This window comes from Micromonospora musae (genome assembly GCF_003626635.1).
Taxonomy (GTDB): domain Bacteria; phylum Actinomycetota; class Actinomycetes; order Mycobacteriales; family Micromonosporaceae; genus Micromonospora; species Micromonospora musae.
Genome location: NZ_RAZT01000014.1, coordinates 59,962 through 83,658, shown reverse-complemented (window position 1 = coordinate 83,658; position 23,697 = coordinate 59,962). Strand labels below are relative to the sequence as shown.

General features: G+C 73.4%; 22 protein-coding genes. 10 read left to right on the top strand and 12 right to left on the bottom strand.

The window, feature by feature from the left end; all coding sequences use genetic code 11:
- Positions 1-74 precede the first annotated feature (74 nt).
- Positions 75-965 carry an META domain-containing protein gene (locus D7044_RS25435; RefSeq protein WP_147434718.1) on the bottom strand — a complete coding sequence of 297 codons (891 nt, stop codon included), beginning with the start codon at positions 963-965 and terminating at the stop codon, positions 75-77.
- A 112-nt stretch (positions 966-1,077) separates the two neighbouring features.
- A complete protein-coding gene (locus tag D7044_RS25430; protein WP_120690409.1) occupies positions 1,078-2,370 on the bottom strand; it encodes an acetyl-CoA C-acetyltransferase in 1,293 nt (430 codons plus the stop codon).
- A 54-nt stretch (positions 2,371-2,424) separates the two neighbouring features.
- Here D7044_RS25430 and D7044_RS25425 point away from each other — a divergent pair, with 54 nt between their 5' ends.
- The 3 genes from D7044_RS25425 (at position 2,425) to D7044_RS25415 (ending at position 5,370) form a co-directional block, all read left to right on the top strand.
- Positions 2,425-3,777 carry a 3-oxoacyl-ACP reductase gene (locus D7044_RS25425; RefSeq protein ID WP_120690408.1) on the top strand — a complete coding sequence of 451 codons (1,353 nt, stop codon included), beginning with the start codon at positions 2,425-2,427 and terminating at the stop codon, positions 3,775-3,777.
- A 59-nt stretch (positions 3,778-3,836) separates the two neighbouring features.
- Positions 3,837-4,673 (top strand): MaoC/PaaZ C-terminal domain-containing protein, encoded by an 837-nt coding sequence (locus D7044_RS25420; RefSeq protein WP_411711000.1) that lies wholly within the window; start codon positions 3,837-3,839, stop codon positions 4,671-4,673.
- A gap of 61 nt (positions 4,674-4,734) precedes the next feature.
- Positions 4,735-5,370, top strand: coding sequence for a DedA family protein (locus D7044_RS25415; RefSeq protein WP_120690406.1), 636 nt, complete (start codon positions 4,735-4,737; stop codon positions 5,368-5,370).
- 28 nt (positions 5,371-5,398) lie between these two features.
- On the opposite strand, the gene D7044_RS25410 is transcribed toward D7044_RS25415, so the two are convergent.
- Complete coding sequence (locus D7044_RS25410) at positions 5,399-6,040, bottom strand: response regulator (protein WP_120690405.1); 642 nt, start codon at positions 6,038-6,040, stop codon at positions 5,399-5,401.
- Positions 6,037-7,227, bottom strand: a complete 1,191-nt coding sequence (locus tag D7044_RS25405) for a sensor histidine kinase (RefSeq protein ID WP_120690404.1) — start codon at positions 7,225-7,227, stop codon at positions 6,037-6,039. The genes D7044_RS25410 and D7044_RS25405 overlap by 4 nt, the downstream gene beginning before the upstream one ends.
- Positions 7,228-7,397: 170 nt before the next feature.
- Between D7044_RS25405 and D7044_RS25400 the strand changes: the two genes are divergently transcribed.
- Entirely contained in the window at positions 7,398-8,045 is a 648-nt protein-coding gene (locus tag D7044_RS25400; RefSeq protein ID WP_199716769.1) for a DedA family protein, read from the top strand.
- 35 nt (positions 8,046-8,080) lie between these two features.
- Here the strand turns inward: D7044_RS25400 and D7044_RS25395 are convergent, their stop codons facing one another.
- A complete protein-coding gene (locus tag D7044_RS25395) occupies positions 8,081-8,719 on the bottom strand; it encodes a TetR/AcrR family transcriptional regulator (RefSeq protein ID WP_120690402.1) in 639 nt (212 codons plus the stop codon).
- Between the two features lie 73 nt (positions 8,720-8,792).
- Between D7044_RS25395 and D7044_RS25390 the strand changes: the two genes are divergently transcribed.
- The 3 genes from D7044_RS25390 to D7044_RS25380 all read left to right on the top strand — a co-directional run bounded on the left by D7044_RS25390 (position 8,793) and on the right by D7044_RS25380 (position 12,273).
- Positions 8,793-9,245 (top strand): SCP2 sterol-binding domain-containing protein, encoded by a 453-nt coding sequence (locus tag D7044_RS25390; protein WP_120683737.1) that lies wholly within the window; start codon positions 8,793-8,795, stop codon positions 9,243-9,245.
- A gap of 1 nt (position 9,246) precedes the next feature.
- Positions 9,247-10,458, top strand: coding sequence for an acyl-CoA dehydrogenase family protein (locus D7044_RS25385; protein WP_120690401.1), 1,212 nt, complete (start codon positions 9,247-9,249; stop codon positions 10,456-10,458).
- Positions 10,459-10,710: 252 nt separating this feature from the next.
- Positions 10,711-12,273: an AMP-binding protein gene (locus tag D7044_RS25380; protein ID WP_120683733.1), complete on the top strand. Its 1,563-nt coding sequence runs from the start codon at positions 10,711-10,713 to the stop codon at positions 12,271-12,273.
- A gap of 180 nt (positions 12,274-12,453) precedes the next feature.
- Here the strand turns inward: D7044_RS25380 and purD are convergent, their stop codons facing one another.
- The 4 genes from purD to D7044_RS25365 all read right to left on the bottom strand — a co-directional run bounded on the left by purD (position 12,454) and on the right by D7044_RS25365 (position 16,255).
- Positions 12,454-13,704: a phosphoribosylamine--glycine ligase gene (gene purD, locus D7044_RS25375; RefSeq protein WP_120683731.1), complete on the bottom strand. Its 1,251-nt coding sequence runs from the start codon at positions 13,702-13,704 to the stop codon at positions 12,454-12,456.
- A 103-nt stretch (positions 13,705-13,807) separates the two neighbouring features.
- Entirely contained in the window at positions 13,808-14,224 is a 417-nt protein-coding gene (locus D7044_RS33115; protein WP_233565124.1) for a DUF559 domain-containing protein, read from the bottom strand.
- Entirely contained in the window at positions 14,203-14,730 is a 528-nt protein-coding gene (locus D7044_RS33110) for a type IV toxin-antitoxin system AbiEi family antitoxin domain-containing protein (RefSeq protein ID WP_233565130.1), read from the bottom strand. Before D7044_RS33110 ends, D7044_RS33115 begins: the two co-directional genes overlap by 22 nt.
- Before the next feature lie 235 nt (positions 14,731-14,965).
- Complete coding sequence (locus D7044_RS25365; RefSeq protein ID WP_120690400.1) at positions 14,966-16,255, bottom strand: adenylosuccinate synthase; 1,290 nt, start codon at positions 16,253-16,255, stop codon at positions 14,966-14,968.
- 124 nt (positions 16,256-16,379) lie between these two features.
- Between D7044_RS25365 and D7044_RS25360 the strand changes: the two genes are divergently transcribed.
- A complete protein-coding gene (locus D7044_RS25360) occupies positions 16,380-17,372 on the top strand; it encodes a diacylglycerol kinase family protein (RefSeq protein ID WP_120683726.1) in 993 nt (330 codons plus the stop codon).
- 77 nt (positions 17,373-17,449) lie between these two features.
- Positions 17,450-19,903: a chromosome partitioning protein gene (locus D7044_RS33590; protein WP_233565123.1), complete on the top strand. Its 2,454-nt coding sequence runs from the start codon at positions 17,450-17,452 to the stop codon at positions 19,901-19,903.
- 54 nt (positions 19,904-19,957) lie between these two features.
- On the opposite strand, the gene D7044_RS25350 is transcribed toward D7044_RS33590, so the two are convergent.
- Entirely contained in the window at positions 19,958-20,386 is a 429-nt protein-coding gene (locus D7044_RS25350; RefSeq protein ID WP_120683722.1) for a DUF3151 domain-containing protein, read from the bottom strand.
- Positions 20,387-20,707: 321 nt separating this feature from the next.
- Between D7044_RS25350 and D7044_RS25345 the strand changes: the two genes are divergently transcribed.
- Positions 20,708-21,910: an LOG family protein gene (locus D7044_RS25345; RefSeq protein WP_199716768.1), complete on the top strand. Its 1,203-nt coding sequence runs from the start codon at positions 20,708-20,710 to the stop codon at positions 21,908-21,910.
- Positions 21,911-21,976: 66 nt separating this feature from the next.
- On the opposite strand, the gene fbaA is transcribed toward D7044_RS25345, so the two are convergent.
- Positions 21,977-23,002: a class II fructose-bisphosphate aldolase gene (gene fbaA, locus D7044_RS25340; RefSeq protein WP_120683718.1), complete on the bottom strand. Its 1,026-nt coding sequence runs from the start codon at positions 23,000-23,002 to the stop codon at positions 21,977-21,979.
- A gap of 161 nt (positions 23,003-23,163) precedes the next feature.
- On the bottom strand, positions 23,164-23,547 hold the full coding sequence (locus tag D7044_RS25335; RefSeq protein ID WP_120683716.1) for a phage holin family protein: 384 nt from the start codon (positions 23,545-23,547) through the stop codon (positions 23,164-23,166).
- Between the last annotated feature and the right edge of the window lie 150 nt (positions 23,548-23,697).

The window sequence follows — 23,697 nt, the reverse complement described above, 5'->3', positions numbered from 1 at the left end:
CAGCGCGGCCCGTCCGGCAGCGCGGCCCGCCCGGCCACGGCGGAACGGACGGTATGCGCACCGCTGGGAATCGCTCAGCCCCGTGCGAGCCGGCCCGACTCCGTTCCCTGCGCGTTCAGGAGCACGAGCACCTCGCCGTCCATCCCCGCCCGCGTGGCCTTGGCGAGCCAACTCGCCAGCGGCACGTTGTCACAGCCGATCAGCGTGCTGGGCCCGGCCGTGGCGAGCAGGGCACCCTCAGCTCCGGCGACCCACCGTCCGCTCTGACCGTTGCAGCCGTCGGAGCCCCGCCACTCGCCGTCGTCGCGCAACTCCACGTGGGCGCGGCCGCTGTCGCGACCGGCCGGCACCCATCGACCGCGGAGGTCGTCGCGGCTCACCGGCCTCAGGTCCGCCGGCAGTACGGCGGCCGGCGCGAAGGCCTGCCGGACCTCGGGAGTGATCACGGGCGGCTCTGCCAGCGACGGCAACAGGTTCGGCCCGGGAGTGGGCTTCGCACCCGGCAGCAGCCGGGCGACCTGCCGGCCCTGCCCGTCGAGCAGCACCGGGATGTCCTTCTCCAACCGGAAGGCGGTGCTCTGATGCAGCCAGGCCGGCGTGCGCCCCGGACCGGGCCGGCACTCCGGCGCGTCGGACACCAGGTGTTCGGAGAGGTCGGCGACGAAAAGGCCGTCCGCGCCGGCCCGCCACATGCCCGACGACACGCCGCAGGGACCGAACCAGGAGAGCCCGCCCTGGTCGGCGGGGGCGATCCGCAGAATCCCGCCGGCAGCGCCGGCAACCTCGGTGACCGTCCAGGAGCCGATCAGTCCGACCGGGTCCGCCTGTGGTTGGTTCGCGGTGGGTCTCGCGCCGACGGAACGCGTCTCCTCGGGGAGCGCAGGTCCCGGTACGGACCCGTTCGCGCAACTCGTCAGCAGCAGGCCTGCCGCGACCACAGCTACCAGGTATCTGCTCCGGCCCATCGCCTCTCCTCGTCCACCGGCCCGACCCATGGATCACCAGGCGTATGGCGGGTTGGACGAAGAGCCTCGACGATCCGTTCCGGCGTCCCCCGCACCGCTGAGACGGCCGCCGTCAACGCTCCAGGATCGCCGTCACGCCCTGGCCACCGGCGGCGCAGATCGAGATCAACCCGCGTCCGCTGCCCTTCTCGGCCAGCAACTTCGCCAGGGTGGCCACGATCCGGCCGCCGGTCGCCGCGAACGGGTGCCCGGCGGCGATGGAGGAGCCGGTGACGTTCACCCGATCCCGGTCGATCGCGCCGAGCGGGGCGTCCAGCCCGAGCCGGTCCGTGCAGAACTCCGGCGACTCCCAGGCGGCGAGGGTGGCCAGCACCTGCGAGGCGAACGCCTCGTGGATCTCGTAGTAGTCGAAGTCCTGAAGGGTCAGCCCGGCTCGGGCGAGCATCCGGGGCACCGCGTACGCCGGGGCCATCAGCAGCCCCTCGTCGCCGTGCACGAAGTCCACGGCCGCCGTCTGCGACCAGGTGAACCAGGCCAGCACCGGCAGGCTCCGTTCCCGCGCCCACTCCTCCGACGCCAGCAACACGGTCGACGCGCCGTCGGTGAGCGGCGACGAGTTCCCCGCGGTCATGGTGGCCTGCTCGGCGTCCGGCCCGCGCACGCCGAAGACCGGCCGCAACGCGCCCAGCTTCTCCAGGCTGCTGTCGGGGCGGAGGTTCTGGTCGCGGGTCAGCCCGAGGTACGGCGTGATCAGGTCGTCGAAGAAACCCCTGTCGTACGCGGCGGCGAGCCGCTGGTGCGAGCGGAGCGCGAGTTCGTCCTGGGAGCGCCGGTCGACGTTCCAGCGCAGCGCGGTGCGGGCCGCGTGCTCCCCCATCGACAGGCCCGTGCGCGGCTCGGCGTTGCGCGGGATCTCCGGTTTGAACGGCTGGAGCGGGCGCAGCTTCGCAGCGACCTTCAGCCGCTCGCCGAGGGTGCGGGCGCTGTTGAGCTTGAGCAGGGTTCGGCGTAGCTCCTCGTTGACCGCCAGCGGCGCGTCCGAGGTGGTGTCGACCCCGCCCGCGATGCCGACGTCGAGCTGCCCGAGGGCGATCTTGTTGGCGACCAGGATCGCCGCCTCCAGGCCGGTGCCGCAGGCCTGCTGGATGTCGTACGCGGGGGTGTGCGGGTCGAGCCGGGATCCGAGCACCACCTCGCGGGTCAGGTTGTAGTCCCGGGAGTGCTTCAGCACCGCCCCGGCGATCACCTCGCCGACGCGCTGACCGGCCAGGCCGTACCGGGCCACCAGGCCGTCCAGCGCCGCGCCGAGCAGGTCCGCGTTGGACGCGTCCGCGTAGCGCGAGTTGGAGCGGGCGAACGGGATGCGGTTGCCGCCGATGACCGCGACCCGCCGGATGTTCTGCACGATCCGCCTCCTCGACAGTGTTGCCCGTACCCTACTCGCCAGTAGGCTACGCCTATGACCGACAGGTACGCGAGCTTCGTCCAATCGGCGGCCGGACGCGCGCTGGTCAAGCGCCTCGGGCTGCCCGACCCGCCGCGGCTGCGCCGGCACCGACCCGGCGACCCGCTCCTGCCCGGTCCGGTCCTGCTGGGCGCGGCCGCCGACGGCCGGCTCGCCGGCCCGGTGGGCGAGCTGCTCGCCGCCGCCGGGGTCGAGCTGCGCGAACCCACCGCCGCCGCCGACGCCCGCTTCGGCGCCCTGGTGTACGACGCCACCGGCATCACCGACTCGACCGGCCTGCGGCAGCTCTACGACTTCTTCCACCCGGTGGCCCGCTCCGTCACGCCGAGCGGCCGGGTGATCGTGCTCGGCACCCCGCCCACCGAGTGCGCCACGCCGCGTGAGGCGACCGCCCAGCGGGCCCTGGAGGGGCTGACCCGCAGCATCGGCAAGGAGTTCGGCCGGGGGATCACCGCCCAACTGGTCCACGTCACCTGCGAGGCGGACGAGGGCAGCCGGGTCAGCCTCGAAGCCACCCTCCGGTTCCTCCTCTCCGGGCGGTCCGCGTACGTCTCCGGGCAGGTGATCCGGATCGACACCGGCAAGGCCACCGCCCCGGCCGACTGGGAGCGCCCGCTCGACGGTCAGGTCGTCCTCGTCACCGGGGCGGCCCGTGGCATCGGTGCGGCGCTCACCCGGGTCCTCGCCCGCGACGGCGCGCGGGTGGTGGCGCTGGACGTACCGGCCGCCGGAGACGCGCTGGCCGAGGTGGCGAACGAGGTCGGCGGCACCGCCGTACAACTCGACCTGACCGCGCCGGACGCGCCGACCCGGCTCGCCGACCACCTCGCCGGCCGGTACGGCCGCGTCGACGCGGTCGTGCACAACGCCGGCATCACCCGGGACCGGACGCTCGGCCGGATGGACGCCGACCGCTGGGACCAGGTGATCGACGTCAACCTCTCCAGCCAGGAGCGGATCAACGACGAGCTGCTGGCGCGCGAGCTGATCCCGACCGGCGGGCGGATCATCGCGGTCTCCTCGATCGCCGGGATCGCGGGCAACCGCGGCCAGACCAACTACGCCACCAGCAAGGCGGGGGTGATCGGGCTGGTCGACTCGCTCGCCCCGGCGCTGCACGGACGGGGGATCAGCGTCAACGCGGTGGCGCCCGGCTTCATCGAGACCCGGCTGACCGCCCGGATCCCGCTGGTGATCCGCGAGGCGGGACGCCGGATGAACAGCATGGCCCAGGGCGGTCTCCCGGTGGACGTCGCCGAGACGATCGGCTGGCTGGCCTGGCCCGCCAGCGGCGCGGTCAACGGCAACGTCGTACGGGTCTGCGGCCAGAGCCTGCTGGGGGCGTGATGAGCGACCACACCACCGAGCCGCCCGCCGGCGGATGGGCCACCGTCGAGCTGCCCGGGATGCCGGCCGCCGGGGCGCTCTACCGCCGGGCGCTCACCGGCGCGCTCCCCGGGACGGGTGGGCGGCGGGCCACCCAACCGCCGCCGGTCCGGCTCACCGTCTCCGGCGTGCCGGTCGACCTGCGCCACCTGGCCGAGTACGACCGGGTCTGCGGGTTCCGGCTCACCGACCGGCTGCCCGCGACCTATCCGCACGTGATGGGCTTCCCGCTGGCCCTGCGGCTGATGACCGCGCCGGAGTTCCCGGTGCCGCTCACCGGCGTGGTGCACGTGGCCAATCGGATCACCGTGCACCGCCCGATCCGCAGCGACGAGACGCTCGACTTCTCCGCGTACGCCGAGAAGCTGCGCCCGCACGACCGGGGGCGGCAGCTGGACGTGGTGCTCGTCGGGGCGGTCGCCGGGGAGGAGGTGTGGCGGGGCGTCTCGACGTACCTCAGCCGGGAGCGGCGGGGCGGCGGCGGTGAGCGGCGGGACCGAGGCGCGTCCCCACCGCCGCCGGCCCCCTCGGCGACCTGGCGGCTGACCCCGCGCGTCGGCACCGACTACGCCCGGGTCTCGGGTGATCACAACCCCATCCACACCTCGCGGCTCGGGGCGCGGCTCTTCGGTTTTCCGCGCCCGATCGCGCACGGCATGTGGAGCAAGGCCCGCTGCCTCGCCGCGCTGGAGAACCGGCTGCCGGACGCGTTCACCGCGTCGGTGGCGTTCAAGCTGCCCGTGCCGCTGCCCGGCTCGGTGGCCTTCACCGCCACTGCGGCGGACGCCGGCTGGACGTTCGCGCTGCACGACGCCCGCACCAACCGTCCGCAGCTGGTCGGAGCCGTGCACGGCTAGGAATGGCGTCTTTTGCCGGGGAAGCGGCCCTTTCTTCCGGTCTGCCCGGAAACATGAGGGCATGGACGGCGTCCTCGACCTGCTCCGGGAGACGATCACCTCACCGTGGGTGTACCTGATCCTCGTCGGAGTGACCGCGCTCGACGCGTTCTTCCCGGCCGTGCCGAGCGAAGCCGCCGTGATCACCGCAGCCGTCGTCTCCGCCGGCGGCGGACGACCCAACATCATCGCCGTGGTCGCCGCGGCCGCGATCGGCGCGCTCATCGGCGACCACATCTCGTACGCCATCGGTCGCGGCGGTGGGGCCCGCCGCCTGGCCCGCCTGCCGGAACGGAGCCGGCGACGAGCCGGCTCGGAGTGGGCCCGGCGCGCGGTCGACCGGCGGGGCGGGGTCATCCTGACCACCGCCCGCTACATCCCGGGGGGCCGGACCGCCGTCACGCTCACCATGGGTGCGGTCCGGTATCCGCGCCGCTCCTTCCTCCTCTTCGACGCGATCGCCGCCTCCACCTGGGCCGTCTACTGCGGCCTGCTCGGCTACTTCGGCGGCCTGGCCTTCGAGCGCGACCCGATCAAGGGAGTGATAGCCGGCGTCGGCCTCGCGGTCGCCATCACCCTGGGCATCGAGGCCATCCGCGTGCTGCGCCACCGGGTCGCCGCCCGCCGCGCCGCAGCCCGACGGCCCCCCGCCCGCTGAGCCGCCGGGCGGCTCGGAGCAGGTCGGCTCAGAGCAGGTCGGCGTCGTGCACCAGGATCGCCGCCTGCACCCGGTTGGTCAGCCCGAGCTTGGCCAGGGCGCGGCTGACGTGCGCCTTGACGGTGGCCTCACTCATCCCGAGCCGGCGGGCGATCTCACCGTTGGCGTGCCCGCGCGCCACCTCGCGGACGATCTCCAGCTCCCGGCCGGTGAGCAGCTCGAGCCGGCCGCGGGCCGCCTCCCGCCGGGCCGGGCCCCGGTCCACGAAGGAGCTGATCAGACGCCGGGTCACCGTCGGGGCGAGCATCGCGTTCCCCGCCGCCACCGTCCGCACCGCGGCGGCCAACTCCCGGGGCGGGGTGTCCTTCAACAGGAAGCCCACCGCCCCGGCGCGCAGCGCCTCGTGCACGTACTCGTCGAGATCGAACGTGGTCAGCATGACGACCTTCGGCCCGGCGGCCACCACGGCCGGTGCGGCGGTCAGCCCGTCGGTACCCGGCATCCGCACGTCGAGCAGCACCACGTCGGGCCGGAGCCGTTCCGCCTCGACCAGCGCCTCGGCACCGTCCGCCGCCTCGCCCACCACCGTGATGTCCGGTGCCGCCTCCAGGATCAACCGCAGCCCCGAGCGGACCAGGTGCTCGTCGTCGGCGACCAGGACCCGGATCACGGCGTGCCCGTCACCGGGATCAGGGCCCGGACCAGGAACCCGCCCGCCGAGGGCCCGGCCTCCAGGCGGCCGTCGAGCAGCTCCACCCGCTCCCGCAGACCGAGCAGACCCAGGCCCGCGCCGGGCAGGCCCGGGCCCGCGCCGGATCCGGACGGCCCGCCCACCGGCGCCGTGTTGCGGACCACGACCTCCACCCCGTCCGGCAGGTACCGCAGGCAGACCGTCGTCTCGGCGTCCGGGGCGTGCTTGCGCACATTGGTGAGCGCCTCCCGGACCACCCGGTGCACGGTGCGGGCCACGGTCGCCGGCAGGGCACGCGGGATCCCCTCGTCCTGCCGCTCGATCCGCAGGCCGGCGGCCCGGGACTCGTGGACCAGGTCGTCCAGCGCGGCCAGCGGGTCGTCCTCGTACCGCGGCGGGCTGAACCCCGGCGGGGTGTGCCGACGCAGCACACCGAGCACCTCCCGCAGGTCGGTGAGCGCCTGCCGGCCGGTGGACCGGATCAGCGCGGCCGTCTCCACGGTCGCCGGGTCGCCGGCGGTGACCTCCAGCGCGCCGGCGTGCACCACCATCAGCGACACCCGATGCGCCACCACGTCGTGCATCTCCCGGGCGATCCGCGCCCGCTCCTCCGCCCGGACCCGTTCGGCCCGCTCCTCCTGCTCGCGTTCCAGCCGTTCGGCCCGATCCCGCAGGGCGGTGAACACGTCGCGCCGGGACCGGACCAGGAGCCCGGCGACGAGCGGGAACGCGACCAGCCAGGCGGCGGTGGCGGCCGCGTTGGCCGGGGTGGCCGTGGTGATCCGCCGTACCCCGCCCACCGCCAGCCCGACGAGCACCCCGACCGCCATCACCAGAACGGCGCCCACGACGTACGCCGTCAACCGGCGTCGGTCCCGCAGCCGGAGGCCCGCCTGGAAGGAGGCGACCAACCCGGCCGGCCAGGCGGCGAGCACGAGCCAGCCCAGGGCGGCGGCGAGGAACAGCGGCCAGCGGCGCGTCCGGACGGTGGCGACCGCCCAGCCCGAAGCCACCGCGATCACCAGCAGCAGGCCGCCGGGGAGCGACGAGCGGAGACCGAACGCACCGGCACCGGACGCCAGGACGGCGGCGGCGACGACCACGGCGGCCACCGGCGGCGCGTACCGGTCGACGACGCGCCGGGGCACGACGGTGCTGAAGGCCACGAGCCGAGCCTATGGTCCGTACGCCGGTCGGGGCACCCGGGCAACCGCGGGACCCGGGTCGGTTGGGGGGTCTCCCCGATCGCCCTCAGGGCCGGGCGCTACCAAAGTCGCACCCGCGGGCTCACCAAGGGCCGATGGCAGGAGCGGACGGCCGCACCAGCATCAGAGTCATGGACCTGCTCGATCTTCTGCACCAGACCATGTCCTCACCCTGGGTGTACCTGGCGATCTTCGCGATCGCGGTGCTCGACGGGTTCTTCCCGATCGTGCCGAGTGAGACAGCGGTGATCACCGCGGGCGTCTTCGCCGCGTCCGGCGCGCCGTACCTCCCGGCCGTGATCGTGGTGGCCGCCGCCGGCGCGCTCGTCGGCGACCACGTGTCGTACGCCATCGGCCGGACCGGCGGCTCCCGGCTGTTCGACCGGTTGCCGGCGGGCGGGAGGCGGCGGGCCGGCGTCGAGTGGGCTCGGCGCGGCATCGCCCTGCGTGGCGGGCTCATCCTGACCGTCGCCCGGTACGTGCCGGGAGGACGGACGGCCGTCACGCTGACCATGGGCGCGGTCGGATATCCGCGTCGGCGCTTCCTCGCCTTCGACGCTCTCGCGGCGGGCTCCTGGGGCCTCTACTCGGCCCTCGTCGGTTACCTCGGCGGGCTCGCCTTCGAACAGGATCCGCTGCGTGGGCTGCTGCTCGGCCTCGGGCTGGCGCTGACGGTGACCGTCGTGGTCGAGGGGGTGCGTGTGCTCCGACGACGTCGGGCGAAGCCAGCGCGGTCGATCCCTCCGGCGGCCGACCGGTCGCCGGAGGCGGTGCGGTGACGGCGTCCGGCCGTGCCGGGTTCGCCGCCGTGGCCTCAGCCGGCGGACGGGTGCCAGGTGACGCCGTTGAGCAGCTGGTCCGCGCCGAGCCAGGCGACGTTCATCATCCGCGTCGCGGTCCGCTCCGGGTCGGCCTCCGGATGGTCGGCGAGCCAGTCGGCCAGCGACTCGCTCGCGCCCACCAGGGCGTACGCGACCACCTCCAGCTCGGTGCCGGGGATCTCGCGCCCCTCGGCGCGCAGCGCGTGATCGAGCATGCCGGCGACCACCTCGACCAGCCGGGCCCGCATGGCGGCGAGCTCCCCGGCGAACGGCTGCTCGCCGCGGGCCTGCCGGTAGAGCACCGCCCACCCGTCGCGGTGCGCCCCGACGAAACCGAAGAACGCCCGGAGTCCTCTCCAGAGCCGCTCGTCGGCCGGCAACTCCGGTGCGGCCGCACCGGCGATCGCCTCCGTCATCCGGGTGCCCTCGCGCTGCAGGCAGGCGACGAAGAGCTCCTCCTTGGTGCCCAGGTACGCGTAGACCATCGGTTTGGAGATGCCGGCGTCCTCGGCGATCTCGTCCATGCTGGCCGCGTGGTAGCCGCGCCGGGAGAAGACCTTGACGGCCGCGTCGAGCATCTGCTGCTCGCGTACGGCCCGGGGCAGGCGCTTGAAGCTGGGTGCGCTGGACACCTTGCGAGCATACCTACCCGTGCGTAAGGTTACGCCGGAGTAACCAAAGTGGCCTGCCCGGAAGGTGATTCGCATGACTGACTTCGACCCGGCCAACTTCGCCAACGTCGGCCCCAAGGAGTTCGCCCAGCTGGTCAAGTCCACCTCGGACGACAAGATCGCCCAGGTGATGTCCGGCGAGATGCGCGGCAAGGTCCTCGGCGAGGTCTTCAACCGGATGCCGTCGCTCTTCCGGGCCGACCGGGCCGGCTCCACCAACGCGGTCATCCACTGGGACATCACCGGCCGGCCGGACGGCGGCAGCGACACCTACGAGGTGGTCATCGAGAACGGTGCCTGCACCGTCTCCGAGACCCCGCAGCGCGAGCCGAAGCTCACCCTCACCATGGGCCCCGTCGAGTTCCTCAAGATCGTCTCCGGCGGGGCGAACCCGGTCATGATGTTCATGACCGGCAAGCTGAAGGCCAAGGGCGACCTGGGCCTGGCCGCCAACATCGCCAACCTGTTCGACATCCCGAAGGCCTGACATGCCCGAGTTCTCGCTCGACCTGTCCGAGGAACAGCGGGACCTCCGTGACTGGGTGCACGGCTTCGCCGCCGAGGTCGTGCGCCCGGCCGCAGCCGAGTGGGACGCCCGGGAGGAGACCCCCTGGCCGATCGTCCAGGAGGCCGCGAAGGTCGGCCTCTACGGGTTCGAGTTCCTCGCCACCTGCTGGGCCGACCCCACCGGGCTCTCCCTCCCGATCGCCAGCGAGGAGCTCTTCTGGGGTGACGCCGGCATCGGCCTGAGCCTCTTCGGCACCTCACTCGCCGTGGCCGCCATCTACGGCGCCGGCACCCCGGACCAGCTCGTCGAGTGGGTGCCCCAGTGCTTCGGCACCGCCGACGAGCCGGCCGTGGCGGCGTTCTGCACCACCGAGCCGGAGGCCGGCTCCGACGTCGGGGCGATGCGCACCCGCGCCGTGCACGACGAGACCACCGACGAGTGGGTGCTGACCGGCCAGAAGGCGTACGCCACCAACGGCGGCATCGCCGGAGTTCACGTCGTCACCGCCGCGGTCGACCCCGCGCTGGGAGCCCGAGGGCAGGCCGCGTTCGTCGTACCGCCGGGCACCCCAGGGCTCACCGCGACCCGCAAGCTGCGGAAGCTGGGTCTGCGCGCGTCGCACACCGCAGACGTCTTCCTCGACGACGTACGGGTGCCCGGGCGCTGCCTGCTCGGCGGCAAGGACGCCCTGGACGAGCGGCTGGCCCGAGCCCGCTCCGGGCAGCGGGCCTCCGGCCAGGCGGCGATGCGTACGTTCGAGCTGTCCCGCCCCACCGTCGGCGCACAGGCGCTCGGCGTCGCCCGCGCCGCCTACGAGTACGCCCTCGACTACGCCAAGGACCGCGTCCAGTTCGGACGGCCGATCATCACCAACCAGGCGGTCGCGTTCGCGCTGGCCGACATGAAGATGGAGATCGACGCGGCCCGGCTGCTCGTCTGGCGCGCCGCCTGGATGGGGCGCAACAACCGGCCGTTCGCGGCCGGCGAGGGCTCGATGTCCAAGCTCAAGGCCGGCGAGGTGGCCGTCTCGGTGACCGAGAAGGCGGTGCAGCTGCTCGGCGGCGCCGGCTTCCTGCGCGACCACCCGGTCGAGCGGTGGTACCGGGACGCGAAGATCTACACCATCTTCGAGGGCACCTCCGAGATCCAACGGCTGGTCATCGCGCGCGCGATCTCCGGCCAGCGCATCTGAGCCCGTAGCACCACCGCTCAGTCCCTTCCCCGGCATCCTCGGCTGCACCTCGCCGGGCATCCCAATGCCGGTGCGCTGCGGGTCGTCCGTCGCCCGCCCGCGATGCGGCTCCCACCTACCGTGCCGACTTCGTCACTTGACGCACCCGCTCGTTGTGCCGAGTCATGGTGCCCCGGGCATGATCAGGACAGACACCCGGACGGGAACGCCTTCCTCCAACCCGTCCTGCCACACCCCTAGGAGGTCTGCGGCATGGACCTGCCCTTCATGGTCACCACGATGACCCGGCGAGGGCTGCTCACCCCCGGCCAGCCGATCCGGATCGCCTCGCAGCTCAACGCGCTGCGGCGGTGGGGTTGGAGCCTGGCCGGCGAGCTCCGCCAGGCCGCCGCCCGTGACCCCGGCCGGACCGCCGTCATCGACGAGCACGGCACCGAGCTGACCTACCAGCAGCTGCTCGACCGGGCGGAGCGGATGGCCCGTTCCCTGCGGACCGGGCACGGCCTGCAGGCAGGTGAGCGGATCGGCGTGCTCTGCCGCAACCACCACGGTCTGATCGAGACGATCGTCGCAGCCACCCTGCTCGGAGTCGACGCGGTGCTGGTCAACACCGGGCTCTCCGCCGCGCAGCTCGCCACCGTCGCCGAGGAGCAGCGCCTCCGTGTGCTGGTGCACGACGACGAGTTCACCGAGCGGGTGCTGGGCCTGCCGCCCGAACTGCCGCGCCTCGACGAGCGCGCCCGCGAGGAGCTGGTCGCCGGTGCGCTCCCCGGCGACCTGCAGCCACCCGAGCGGGACGGGCGGATCATCGTCCTCACCTCCGGCACCACCGGCGCGCCGAAGGGCGCCCGCCGCCCCACCCCGAGCGGCTTCGGCCCGCTGGTGTCCATCATCGACCGAATCCCGCTGCACACCCGGGACCGGGTGATGATCGCCGCACCGATCTTCCACACCTGGGGGTTCGCCGCCCTCCAGGTCTGCTTCGCGCTGCGGGCCACGATCGTGCTGCACCGCCGCTTCGACCCCGCCGCCACGCTGGCCGCGCTGGTCGCACACCGGTGTGACGCGCTCTTCGCCGTACCCGTGATGGTGCAGCGGCTGATGGAGGTGCCACCGCCCGCGCCCCGGCCCCAGCTCAAGGTCGTGGCGGTGAGCGGCTCGGCGCTGCCCGGCCGGCTCGCCACCGGGTTCATGGACGTCTACGGCGACGTCCTCTACAACCTGTACGGCTCGACCGAGTGCTCCTGGGCCTCCATCGCGGGACCGACCGAACTGCGGGCGGCACCCACCACCGCCGGCCGACCGCCGCACGGCACCCGGGTGTCCATCCTCGACGCCGCCGGGCGACCCGTGCCGGACGGGCAGGTCGGCCGGATCTTCGTCGGCAACGAGATGCTCTTCGAGGGCTACACCTCCGGTGCGAGCCGGGAGAGCCGCGACGGGCTGCTCGATAGCGGCGACCTCGGGCGGATGACCCCCGAGGGCCTCCTCTTCGTCGACGGCCGGGCCGACGACATGATCGTCTCCGGTGGCGAGAACGTCTTCCCGTCCGAGGTGGAGAACCTGCTCGCGCAGCTGCCCCAGGTACGCGAGGTGGCCGTCATCGGCGTGGCCGACCCCGAGTACGGCCAGCGCCTCGCCGCGTTCCTCGCCCTGCACCCCGCGGAGACGCTCGACCCGGAGGCCGTACGCGAGTACGTCCGGCACTACCTCGCCCGCTTCGCCGTACCGCGCGACGTGGTCTTCGTGAAGTACCTGCCGCGCAACGCCACCGGCAAGGTACTGGCCCGGGAGCTGCGCCGCTACTACGGCTGAGCGGGGCCGAGCGCCGGCGTGCTCGGGGACCGGAGAGGTCGAACCGGCGCGCCAGACGGGCCCCGACCGGCGGGTGGACGGCGTGCTCGTGGAGCAGCCAGGCAGGCAAGGCCGGCCGTCAGGCCCTCCGCAGGGTGCTCGGTGCCCCGTTCACCGGCCGGGGCTGCCGCATCTCCGGGCTCAGCCGGGGATCTCGACCTGCCCCTCGGCAGCGGCGGCGGCGATGTCGGTACGGTGCTGCGAGCCGGCCAGCCCGATGGCGCGTACCAGGTCGTAGGCGGCGTCCCGGGCGGCGGCCAGGTCGGGGCCGGTGGCCGTGGCGGAGAGCACCCGCCCACCGGCGGAGAGCAACGCCCCGTCGTCGGCCCGGCGGGCGGTGCCGGCGTGGATGACGCCGGGGCGGTCCGCGCCGGTGATCACGTCACCGGTACGCGGCGTGCCGGGGTAACCGGGGGAGGCGACCACGACGGTCACCGCGGCGCCGTCCCGCCAGCGCAGCGGCGGGTGCTCGGCCAGCGTGCCGGTCGCCGACGCGTGCAGCAGCCCGGCCAGCGGCGTCTCCAGCAACGCGAGCACCACCTGCGTCTCCGGGTCGCCGAAGCGGGCGTTGAACTCGATCACCCGGGGGCCGTTCGCGGTGATCGCCAGCCCGACGTAGAGCAGACCGGAGAAGGGCACGCCCCGACGGCGCAGCTCGGCCAGGGTCGGGTGGACCACGTCCCGCATGACCTCGTCGACCAGGTCGGACGGGGCCCACGGCAGCGGCGCGTACGCCCCCATGCCGCCGGTGTTCGGGCCGGTGTCACCGTCCCCGATGCGCTTGAAGTCCTGCGCCGGCAGCAGCGGCACCGCGGCCTCGCCGTCGGTGACCACGAAGAGCGAGACCTCGGGGCCCGCCAGGTACTCCTCGATCACCACCCGACCGCACTCGCGCGCGTGCTCCTCGGCGAGCGCCCGATCGTCGGTGACCACGACGCCCTTGCCGGCGGCGAGCCCGTCGTTCTTCACCACGTACGGCGCGCCGAACTCGTCCAGGGCGCGGGCGACGCTCTCCGGATCGGTGCAGGTGTAGGCGCGGGCGGTCGGCACACCGGCGGCGGTCATGACGTCCTTGGCGAACGCCTTCGACCCCTCCAGCCGGGCCGCCTCGCCGGACGGTCCGAACACCGCGATGCCCTTGGCCCGAACGGCGTCGGCGACCCCGGCGACCAGCGGCGCCTCGGGCCCGACCACCACGAGGTCGACCCCGGTCTCCACCGCGAGCGCGGCCACCGCCACCGGATCCGTCGGTTCCACCGCGCGCAGCTCGGCCACCTCGGCGATACCCGGATTGCCCGGCGCCGCGATCAGCTGCGTGACCGCCGGATCGGACGCCAACCCGAGCGCGAGCGCATGCTCACGCCCGCCACCACCAACCAGAAGAACCCGCACGCCCCCAGATCCTACGCACCCCACCCCCACCCCCACCGCCGCCTGTCGCGTGATCAAGAGGTTTGCGTCAGCGATGGCGCGATTGCTGACGCGAATCTCTTGATCACCGGCGGCGGGCGGGGGGATATGCGTTGATTGCTTGGCGGACGGTCCAGGGGATGTAGTCGGGGCGGAGTGTGTCGGCCCAGGTAAAGCGGAGGACGGTCCAACCGGCGTTGACGAGACGGTTCTGCCGGCGGCGATCGGCGAAAACCGCGGCCGGAGTGTCGTGCGCCTCTCGGCCGTCAGCCTCGGCGATCACCTTCGGCCCGCGCCAGCCGAGGTCCCCGACCCCGAGCAGGTAGCCGTCGTCATCGCGTACCTCCAGCTGAAGGGTGTCCGGCGGCACCCTGCCGTCGACACACCGCAGCCGGGCACGCGTCTCCAGCGGCGACTGCGCCCGGCCGTCCGCCTCGGCGAGGTGACAACGCGCAGCCCCCGCTCCGCGCCGCCCTCGGATCAGGGCCGAGACCAGTCCCAAACGCTCGGAGGCGAACCTGCCCGAGTTGAGCGCCGAGTCGAGAACCGATACCGCGGCGTAGCGTCGGTTCTGAGGATGACGTCGGAGACCGTACGCATCGCCGTGGTGACCGGGATGCCGGCGACCGTGGACAGGTCACGCGGCCCGACGGTCAGCTGATGTACGACCAGCCACGGCACCGGCGCACGCTGGGGCCGAGGTTGATCCACCGGTACCGACACGTGGACCTCGGAGGTGCGACGTAGACCCGCGACGCCGTGCAGTTCCAGTGCCGTGTCGAGGACGGCGAAGGCACCCGGCCCGAGGCTAGCGACAGCGGCCCGGATCAGAGCGCGACGCCGAGCTCGCGGGTGCGACTCTCCGTCGAGGAGGAAATACCCACGCAACAGCCGTACCCATCGACCGGATCGGCACAGCTGTCGGACCTGATCTCTGCTCAGGCCCGCCCGAAGCGCCTGCCCGAGGCTGACCAGACCGTCCTGCTCGGCAGCCACCTCGCGAAGCATGTCATGTGGTGTCACCGCCCCACGATGCCCAGTTATCCACAGCGCCCGAAACCCCTGTGGATAACCACCCACCCCCTGTGGACAACCCTCCGTCCCCCGTCCCCGCCCCTCCCTCCGCCGAATCAGTTGATCAAGAGGTTTGCGTCAGATCGAAGCGCAATCTTGACGCAAACCTCTTGATCAACGGGGCGAACCGGCGGGGGCGACCGCCGAGGGCCCCGGGGGGCCGGGCGGGTTAGGGGATTAGGGGGTGTTGGACTACGTTTTCTTCGCGGCCGGGGCCTACGCCGATCACGCTGACCTGCGCGCCGCAGAGCTCCTCGACGCGGGCGATGTAGCGGCGGGCGTTCTCCGGCAGCTCAGCCACGGACCGGGCCTTGGTGATGTCCTCCCACCAGCCGTCCATCTCCTCGTAGATGGGCACGGCGTGGTGGAAGTCGGTCTGCGTCATCGGCATGTCGTCGACCCGCTTGCCGTTGATCTCGTACCCGACGCAGATCCGCACCTTCGGCAGGCCGGTGAGCACGTCCAGCTTGGTGATCACCAGGTCGGTGACGCCGTTCAGGCGGCAGGCGTACCGGGCGACGACCGCGTCGAACCAGCCGCACCGACGTTCCCGGCCGGTCGTGGTGCCGTACTCGTGGCCGATCTTGCGCAGGTGCGCGCCGTTCTCGTCGAAGAGTTCGGTGGGGAACGGCCCCGAGCCCACCCGCGTGGTGTACGCCTTGCTGACCGCGATCACCTTCGTGATGGCGGTCGGCGGGATCCCCGCACCCACGCAGGCGCCGCCGGCCGTCGGGTTCGACGAGGTCACGAACGGGTAGGTGCCGTGATCCATGTCGAGCATGGTGGCCTGGGCGCCCTCCAGCAGGACCGTCTCACCCCGGTCCAGCGCGTCCCAGAGCAGCCCGCGGGTCTCCGTGATGTACGGCTTCAACCGCTCCGCGTACGCCAGGTACTCCTCGACGGTCGCCTCGACGTCGATCGCCTTGCGGTTGTAGACCTTGAAGAGGATCTGGTTCTTCTCCCGGAGCGCGAGCTCCAGCTTCTTGCGCAGGATGCCCGGGTCGAGCAGGTCCTGCACCCGGATGCCCATCCGGGCGACCTTGTCGCCGTAGGCCGGGCCGATACCCCGGCCGGTCGTGCCGATCCGGGACGAGCCGAGGTAGCGCTCGACCACCCGGTCCAGCGCCCGGTGGTGCGGCATGATCAGGTGCGCGTCGCCGGAGATGCGCAGGCGGGAGACGTCCACGCCGCGCTCGGCGAGACCGTCGATCTCGGTGAGCAGCACCTTGGGGTCGACCACCACACCGTTACCGATGACGATCTTCGCGGTCGGGGAGAGCGCGCCCGAGGGCATCAGGTGCAGCGCATACTTCTGGCCGTCCGGGGTGATCACCGTGTGACCGGCGTTGTTGCCGCCGGAGTAGCGCACCACGTAGTCGACCCGCTCACCCAGCAGGTCGGTAACCTTGCCCTTGCCCTCGTCGCCCCACTGAGCGCCGATGAGCACGATCGCTGGCATCTTCTCCGCCTCCAGAAGGCTCGGGTGCCAGGTGGCGACCGGTTGGCGAGCCCGGGGTGTCAGGCTAACAAGAGGTTACGGCGCGTCCGGCAGGGGTCGCGTCGAGAGGCAGGAGGCTCCTTCCGTGTACGACGTGGTGCTGCTCACCCTCGGTTCGGCGCGGGACGCCGCCGCGGGCTGCGGCAGCGGTGGAGCCTGTTGCGGCGGCGCCGACGAGGCCGCCGAGGAGAAGCCGGAGCGCTGCGAGACGCCTCGGGTGCCGGTGCTGGCCTGCGCGGACGCGCTGACCAGCCGCGGCGCCCGGGTGGAGATGGTCACCGCCCGCTCCGACGCGGAGATCGACGAGGTGCTGGCCCGGCTCGACGGCCCGGCCCGCCCGGACGGCCTCACCTGGCCGGACCCGGACTCGAAGACCCGGCTCGTGGTCGCCACGGCCAGCGACGCGCAGCTGCGCGCCGTGCTGCGCCGGCTGGTCCGGCGGTACGCCCCACCGCCGAGCCGCCGCCCGGAGGAGCTGCCCGGCAACCGGACGGTGCCCGACCTGCCGCCCGTCGGCGTACTGCCGCTGGATCCGGCCGGCAGCACCGGGCACCGTGACCTGGTCGCGCAGCTCGGGCTGCCGCGCGATCCGGCGGAGGTGGCCGCCGCGGTGCTCGACGGCGCGCCTCGCCGGCTGGACCTGCTGCGCAACGACGGCGGCTCGGTGACCCTGGACGGCGCGCTGATCGGCGCGGCCGACGACGCCGGTCGGCCGCTGCACTGGCGCGGGCGCGTCGAGGTGGACGACACCCTGCTCTCCGACGGCGACGAACCGCTGCTGGCCTGCGCGATCGGCAATGCCGGGGGGTACGCGACGTTGGACGACGTGACGCTGCTGGGCCGGCCGGACCCGACCGACGCGCTGGTCGAGGTCGCGGTGGCGGTGCCGGTGGTGACCCGCTCCGCGTTCGGCCGCAAGCGGGTACGCCTCGAGGTGCGCCGGGCCCGGGGACGGGCCGTCTCCGTGCTGCCCCGGGACGAGAAGGTGCCCTTCCTCGACGACGGTGCCGAGGGCGAGCTGAACCGGAAGCGCTCCTGGTGGACCGAGCCGGGCGCCTGGGCGGTGTGGGCCGCCTGACCCCCCGGCGCGCGCCGCGCTGACCAGCCATCGGCGACCGTTGCGCCTATCCTCGGCAGGAGACCTGGGGAGGGACCGTGGTGGACGACAACGCCGACCGGGTACGCGTACCCGGCCAGCAGCCGGTGCCGGAGCGGGACATCGAACCCCCCTGGCCCTCGGATCCGACCGAAGCCACCGCCGCGCCCTGGGCCACCGTGGGCGCGCCGACCTCCGCCGACGTGACCGCAGCCCGACCCGACGCACCGACCGCCGATCCGCTCCCCGGGCAGCCAACCTCGCACACGCCGACCGGGGCCGACACGGCCCAGCCGATCGCCGGGGCGGACGCCTACCCCTCGTTGACGAGCGCGCTGCCGCCGCACAACGGCTGGGCACCGCCCGGCGTCGCCTGGGCCCCCGCCCAGCCGGGCCGGCAACCGACGGCGGCCGACCCGCAGGTCGCCGGCACCGCCGCGACGCGCGACAGCGCCGGTGGCAGCACCCCCGGTACGGCGGGATCGGCCGGCGATGGTGACCGTTCCGGCGACAGCCCCCCTCAGCCCGGCGATCGTCTCGGCGAGGGCCAGCTCGCCGCTGCGGGACGGAGCAACGGCTCCACGGCCGGGCCCCACGCGGCGTTACACCCCCCGGCAGCGAAGCTCTCCCCCACGGCCGGTCCTGCGGCGACGAACGGCGTCCCGGCAGCTGCCGAGCACCCGCAGCTGCCCGGCACCGGGACGGCGAGCGGCCGGTCGACGGGCGCCCCGGCGGCGAGCAGCGGCTCCACGGCCGGAGCGGCCGCATCGGACGACGGGCACGGCACGGGCGCGGCGGCGGCCCGTGGGCCGGGCGGCGGCCGCGCGGCTGCCGGTGGCGTCGACCTCAACCTGCCGTTCTCGCTCGACCCGGCCCCCGGTCTGGGTAACGGCCGCGCGGTCGTCGATCAGCCCTCCGGGCCGCCCGGGGCGGCCCAGCCATCGCCGGCGGCCGGGATGGCCCGGCCGTCGCCGTCGGACGGAGCGGCCCAACTGTCCGCCGGAACAGCCCAGCCGCCGACCGGAGCGGCCCAGCCGTCGGACGGGACGGCCCAGCCGTCGGACGGGACGGCCCAGCCGTCGGCCACGGCCCAGCCGTCGGGCGGGGCGGCCGGCGGCGGGGCCGGCACCGACGTGGCGACCCGCACGCCGGGCACCGGTGGGTCGGCGTCGACCGACGAGGGGCACCGACCGCCTGGCACCCCCAACGGATCGGCCGGCTCCGGCCGGGCCGGCGAGTCCCCGTGGGCGTACCCGCCGCAGCGGGTCAGCGCCGAGACCGAGCCGAACGGGTCCACAACCGCACCGGCCGCCCCCGCGGTTCCGGCTGCGGCCGGCCCCGCAGGCACCAACGACGACCCGACCGCGGCCGGAGGGCCCGGCGCGAGCCCGAACTCCGCCGACCCCGCCTGGTCCGACGTCGAGGAGGTCGAGCCGACCTCGGGGGACACGCCGGCACCGCCCGGTCCCTTCCCGCCCGATTGGCAGCCACGGCAGTGGCAGCAGGACACGGCCGGAGTCGCGGCGCAGCCGTACCAGCCGCAGCCAGCCGGGCCGGCCCCGACACCCGCCGGCTACCCGTCCGCCGGCCCGACACCGACGGCGGAGGACTTCGCCCGGCGGCGGCAGGTGCGTCCCGCCGACCCGCTCGCCACGATGGGCGTACGGGCGGTGGTGAACAAGATCGGCCTTCGGCTGCCCCCGGGGCGGCACGAGCAGGAGCTGAAACGGGACATCGAGACGGTCCGCCGCAACTTCGGCGGCCTGCGCCAGGTGACCGTGGTCAACCCGAAGGGCGGCGCCGGCAAGACGGTGGCGATCCTGCTGCTCGCCATGACGTTCGGGCAGAAACGCGGCGGCTACGTGCTGGCCTGGGACAACAACGAGACCCAGGGCACCCTCGGGATGCGGGCGCAGCAGGACTTCCACTCCCGTACGGTGCGGGACCTGCTTCGCGACCTCGGCCAGTTCCAGGCCGCGCACGGGCGGGTCGGCGACCTGTCACAGTACGTCCGTTCGCAGGGCGAGGGGATGTTCGACGTGCTCGCCTCGGACGAGTCGGCCACCGGCGGGGAGATGCTCACCGCGTCCGCCTTCGCCGAACTCCGCGAGGTGGTCAGCCGGTTCTACAAGCTGATCTTCGTAGACACTGGGAACAACGTCCGGGCGCAGAACTGGCAGGCCGCCATGGACGCGACGGACCAACTCCTGGTCACCATGTCGGCGCGCAACGACTCGGCGGAGACGGCCGCCCGGATGCTCGACCACCTGGAGCAGAGCGGCCGGCAGCGGCTGGTCCGGCAGGCGGTCACCGTGGTGTCGATGCCCCCGTCCCGAAAGGACATCGACCTGCCCGCGATCCAGGCGCACTTCGCCGCCCGAACCCGATCGGTGCTGTTGGCACCGTACGAGCGGCTCATCGACAGCGGCGAGCCGATCCGGTACGCCGGCCTCTCCACCGCCACCCGCGACGCCTGGCTGAAGATCGCCGCCGCGGTGGCCGAGGGGCTGTAGGCGCACGCCGGCCCGCGGTGGCCGGCGCGGCGCGCACCGGCCACCGAAGCGGGTTCAGTTGCTGGACAGGGCGTCCGCGGCGGCCGGGTCGCAGTCGCGGAGGAACTGGGCGCACCGGGCCGCCTCGTCCGCCTCGCCGATCTCGTCGGCGGCACGGGAGAGCACGTAGAGGCAGCGGAGGAAGCCCTGGTTCGGCTCGTGCGACCACGGCACCGGGCCGTGCCCCTTCCAGCCGCTACGCCGCAGTTGGTCGAGGCCGCGGTGGTAGCCGGTGCGCGCGTACGCGTACGCCGGGACGGCCTGACCCGCCGCGAACGCGCGGGCGGCGAGGGCCCCCCACGCCGCGCTGTACGTCGGGTACCGCGCCGCGACCTCGGCGAACGCCTCGTCGCCGCCATCGGTCTCGGCGGCGGCCAGCGCGGCGTAAGCCTCGTCGTGCGCGGGGAGGAGGGTGGCCGGTGGCTCCGGCATGAGGTTCTGCATCGCCCCATTCAACCCGCTTCGCACTGCGACACGCGAGCGGGTCGGTCCAGCTCGCTGGCTGAACGGCTGAGGAGTTGGTCACGCCTGCGGCCTATGCCGAAGGAGAGTGTTTTCCGTTACAACTATTGGTCCGGAGCCTCCCCAGGACCCGGTTACGCAGGAGCCCGACGGCCGCGGCCGTCGGGCTCCTGTCGGTCCGGGCGGAACGCGGGTGAGCTGCGGACACGGAGATCGGCGGCGCGTCGCGGTGGCGGCCCTTCCGAGCCGGTGGTCGTCCCGCCGCCGTTCGCGGGCCTGGACCGGCGGGGGCAGTATGGCCAGGTGCCCACGCCACCACCCGCGGATGTCATCGAACCGCAGCCCACGAACGAGATCGAGACCCGCGACGAGTTCGACCGGCGGCTGGCCGGTGGGGACCTGACCGGCCTGACCGTGCAGGGCCTGCGTCTCGACCTGGACCCGCCGCCCGACCTGACCCGCGTCACGGTGACCGGGACGCTCTTCGTCGGCTGTCGCTTCGCCTCCCGGGAGGTCGGCGCCGACCTGGTCCGGCGCGGCGCGAACGTGGTCCCACCGTTCTCCGGGCTGCCCTACCCGACCCAGCCGAGCCACCTCTACACGCCGGAGGAGCTGGCCGCCGGCTTCGCCGAGGCAGGGTTCACCGGGATGTACGACACCCGGGTGTACGCGCACTTCCGGGCGCACGGCGGCGCGCTGCCGGACGTCCGGGAGGCGCTCGGCCAGCGACTGCACGACCACGGGGTCGACAACGCGCTCGCCGACGCGACCCGCGCCTGGTTGGCCGCGCACGGGCCGCAGTCGGTGGTCGGGGTCATGGGCGGGCACGCGGTGCCGCGCGGCAGCGTGCCGTACCGGATGGCTGCCGTGCTCGGCTGGCAGCTGGCACGGGCCGGCCGGCTCGTGGTCACCGGCGGCGGTCCGGGCGTGATGGAGGCCGCGAACCTCGGCGCGTACCTCGCCGACCAATCGGCGGAGGAGTTGACCGGAGCGATCGACCTGTTGGCCGCGGCACCCGACTTCACCGACCACGACCGCTACACGAAGGCGGCGCTACAGGTGCGCGAGCGCTACGCCCCACCGCCGGTGCCGCGGCCGCGCGGTGTCGACGACCTGGCGTGGGCGCGGGCGGGTGGGCTCGCCGTGCCGACCTGGCTGTACGGACACGAACCGGCGAACCTCTTCGCGGGCCGGATCGCCAAGTACTTCTCGAACGCGATCCGCGAGGACACGATCCTCCGGCTGGCCCGGGGCGGGATCGTCTTCGCGCCGGGGCGGGCCGGCACCGTGCAGGAGGTGTTCCAGGCGGCGACGAAGACCTTCTACGGCACCGACGGCTCCAGCGGGGCGTACGTCTTCCTCGACCGCACGTTCTGGACGACGGAGCTGCCGATCGAGTCGCTGCTGCGCCCGCTGCTGGCCGCCTCCCCGTTCGGCGATCTGTCGCCGACGATCCACCTCACCGACGACGTCCACGAGGCCGTCCGGGTGCTGACCGCGGGGTAGCGAGGGCGACCGGCGGAATACGCCGACGGCCGGCCCCGGTGGGGGCCGGCCGTCGTGGTACCCGTCCTACTTGCTCATCTTGGTGCCGGTCGAGCGCAGCGCCTCGCAGGCCTCGACGACCCGGGCGGCCATGCCGGCCTCGGCGGCCTTGCCCCAGACCCGGGGGTCGTAGAGCTTCTTGTTGCCGACCTCGCCGTCGACCTTCAGCACCCCGTCGTAGTTGCGGAACATGTGGTCCGCGGCCGGGCGGGTGAAGGCGTACTGGGTGTCGGTGTCGATGTTCATCTTGACCACGCCGTAGTCGAGCGCCTCGCGGATCTCGGAGAGCAGCGAGCCGGAGCCGCCGTGGAAGACCAGGCTGAGCGGCTTCTCCTTGTTGTACTTCGCGCCGACGGCCATCTGGATGTGGTTGAGCACCTCCGGACGCAGCTTCACGTTGCCCGGCTTGTAGACGCCGTGCACGTTGCCGAAGGTCAGCGCCGCCATGTAGCGGCCCTTCTCGCCCAGGCCGAGCGCTTCGACCATGGCCAGGCCGTCCTCGACGGTGGTGTAGAGCTTGTCGTTGATCGCGTTCTCGACGCCGTCCTCCTCGCCGCCGACGACGCCGACCTCGATCTCGAGGACGATCTTGCCCTTGGCGGCCTCGGCGAGGAGCTGCTCGGCGATCTCCAGGTTCTCCGCCACCGGCACTGCCGAGCCGTCCCACATGTGCGACTGGAAGAGCGGCTCCTCGCCGCGCTTCACCCGCTCCTGCGAGATCCCCATGAGCGGCCGGACGAACTTGTCCAGCTTGTCCTTCGGGCAGTGGTCGGTGTGCAGGGCGATGTTGACCGGGTAGTTCTTCGCCACCTCGTGGGCGTACGCGGCGAAGGCCGCCGCGCCGCTGACCATGTTCTTCACCGACGGGCCGGAGAGGTACTCGGCGCCACCGGTGGAGACCTGGATGATGCCGTCGCTCTCCGCGTCGGCGAAGCCCTTGAGCGCCGCGTTGAGCGTCTGCGAGGAGGTCACGTTGATCGCGGGGTAGGCGAACCGGCCGTCCTTGGCGCGGTCCAGCATCTCGGCGTAGGCCTCGGGGGAAGCGATGGGCATGTCGAACGCTCCTTCTTACCGCTCTCGGCCGTGCTGGCCGCTGTTGTCCATTGGTACGCCGGACCGCACTGTCCTCCGCCGGGCAGTATCCCGCAGTGCGGCCGGCCGGCCGTCACCGACCCTGTGTGGGTCCACCGGTCGGTGACCGTCGGCGCCGGTGGTCACCGGCGCCTCCGCCGGTCCGGGAGCACGACGCTGATGAACCAGGTGACCACGGCCATCACGATGGCACCCCAGAACGCGGCCCAGAAGCCGTCGATCCGGAACGGGAGGTCGAGCGCGTGGGCGATCCGATCGGTCAGCAGGAAGAGCAGCGCGTTGACGACCAGCGCGAACAGGCCCAGGGTCAGCAGGTAGAAGATGCAGCCGACGACCTTGATCACCGGCTTGAGGACCGCGTTCACAAGGCCGAAGATCAACGCCACGACGACCAGGGTGAGCACGGTGTTGGCGCCCGACCGGCCGCCGACGTGGACCCCGGGCACCACCACCGTGGTGATCCAGAGCGCCACCGCGGTGATCGCCCACCGGATCAGGAAGCCCACGGCCCCATCCTGGCATCGGCGGCAGGCCCCGGTGGGCCGATTCCGTCGACTCGGCCTCGCCGTGCGGACGCGCCGGGAGCGGTCCCGCGGCAGGCGTGGGTGGTCGCCGGCGGACCACCCACGCCCTCGATCCGGGTGACGCCCGAAGCG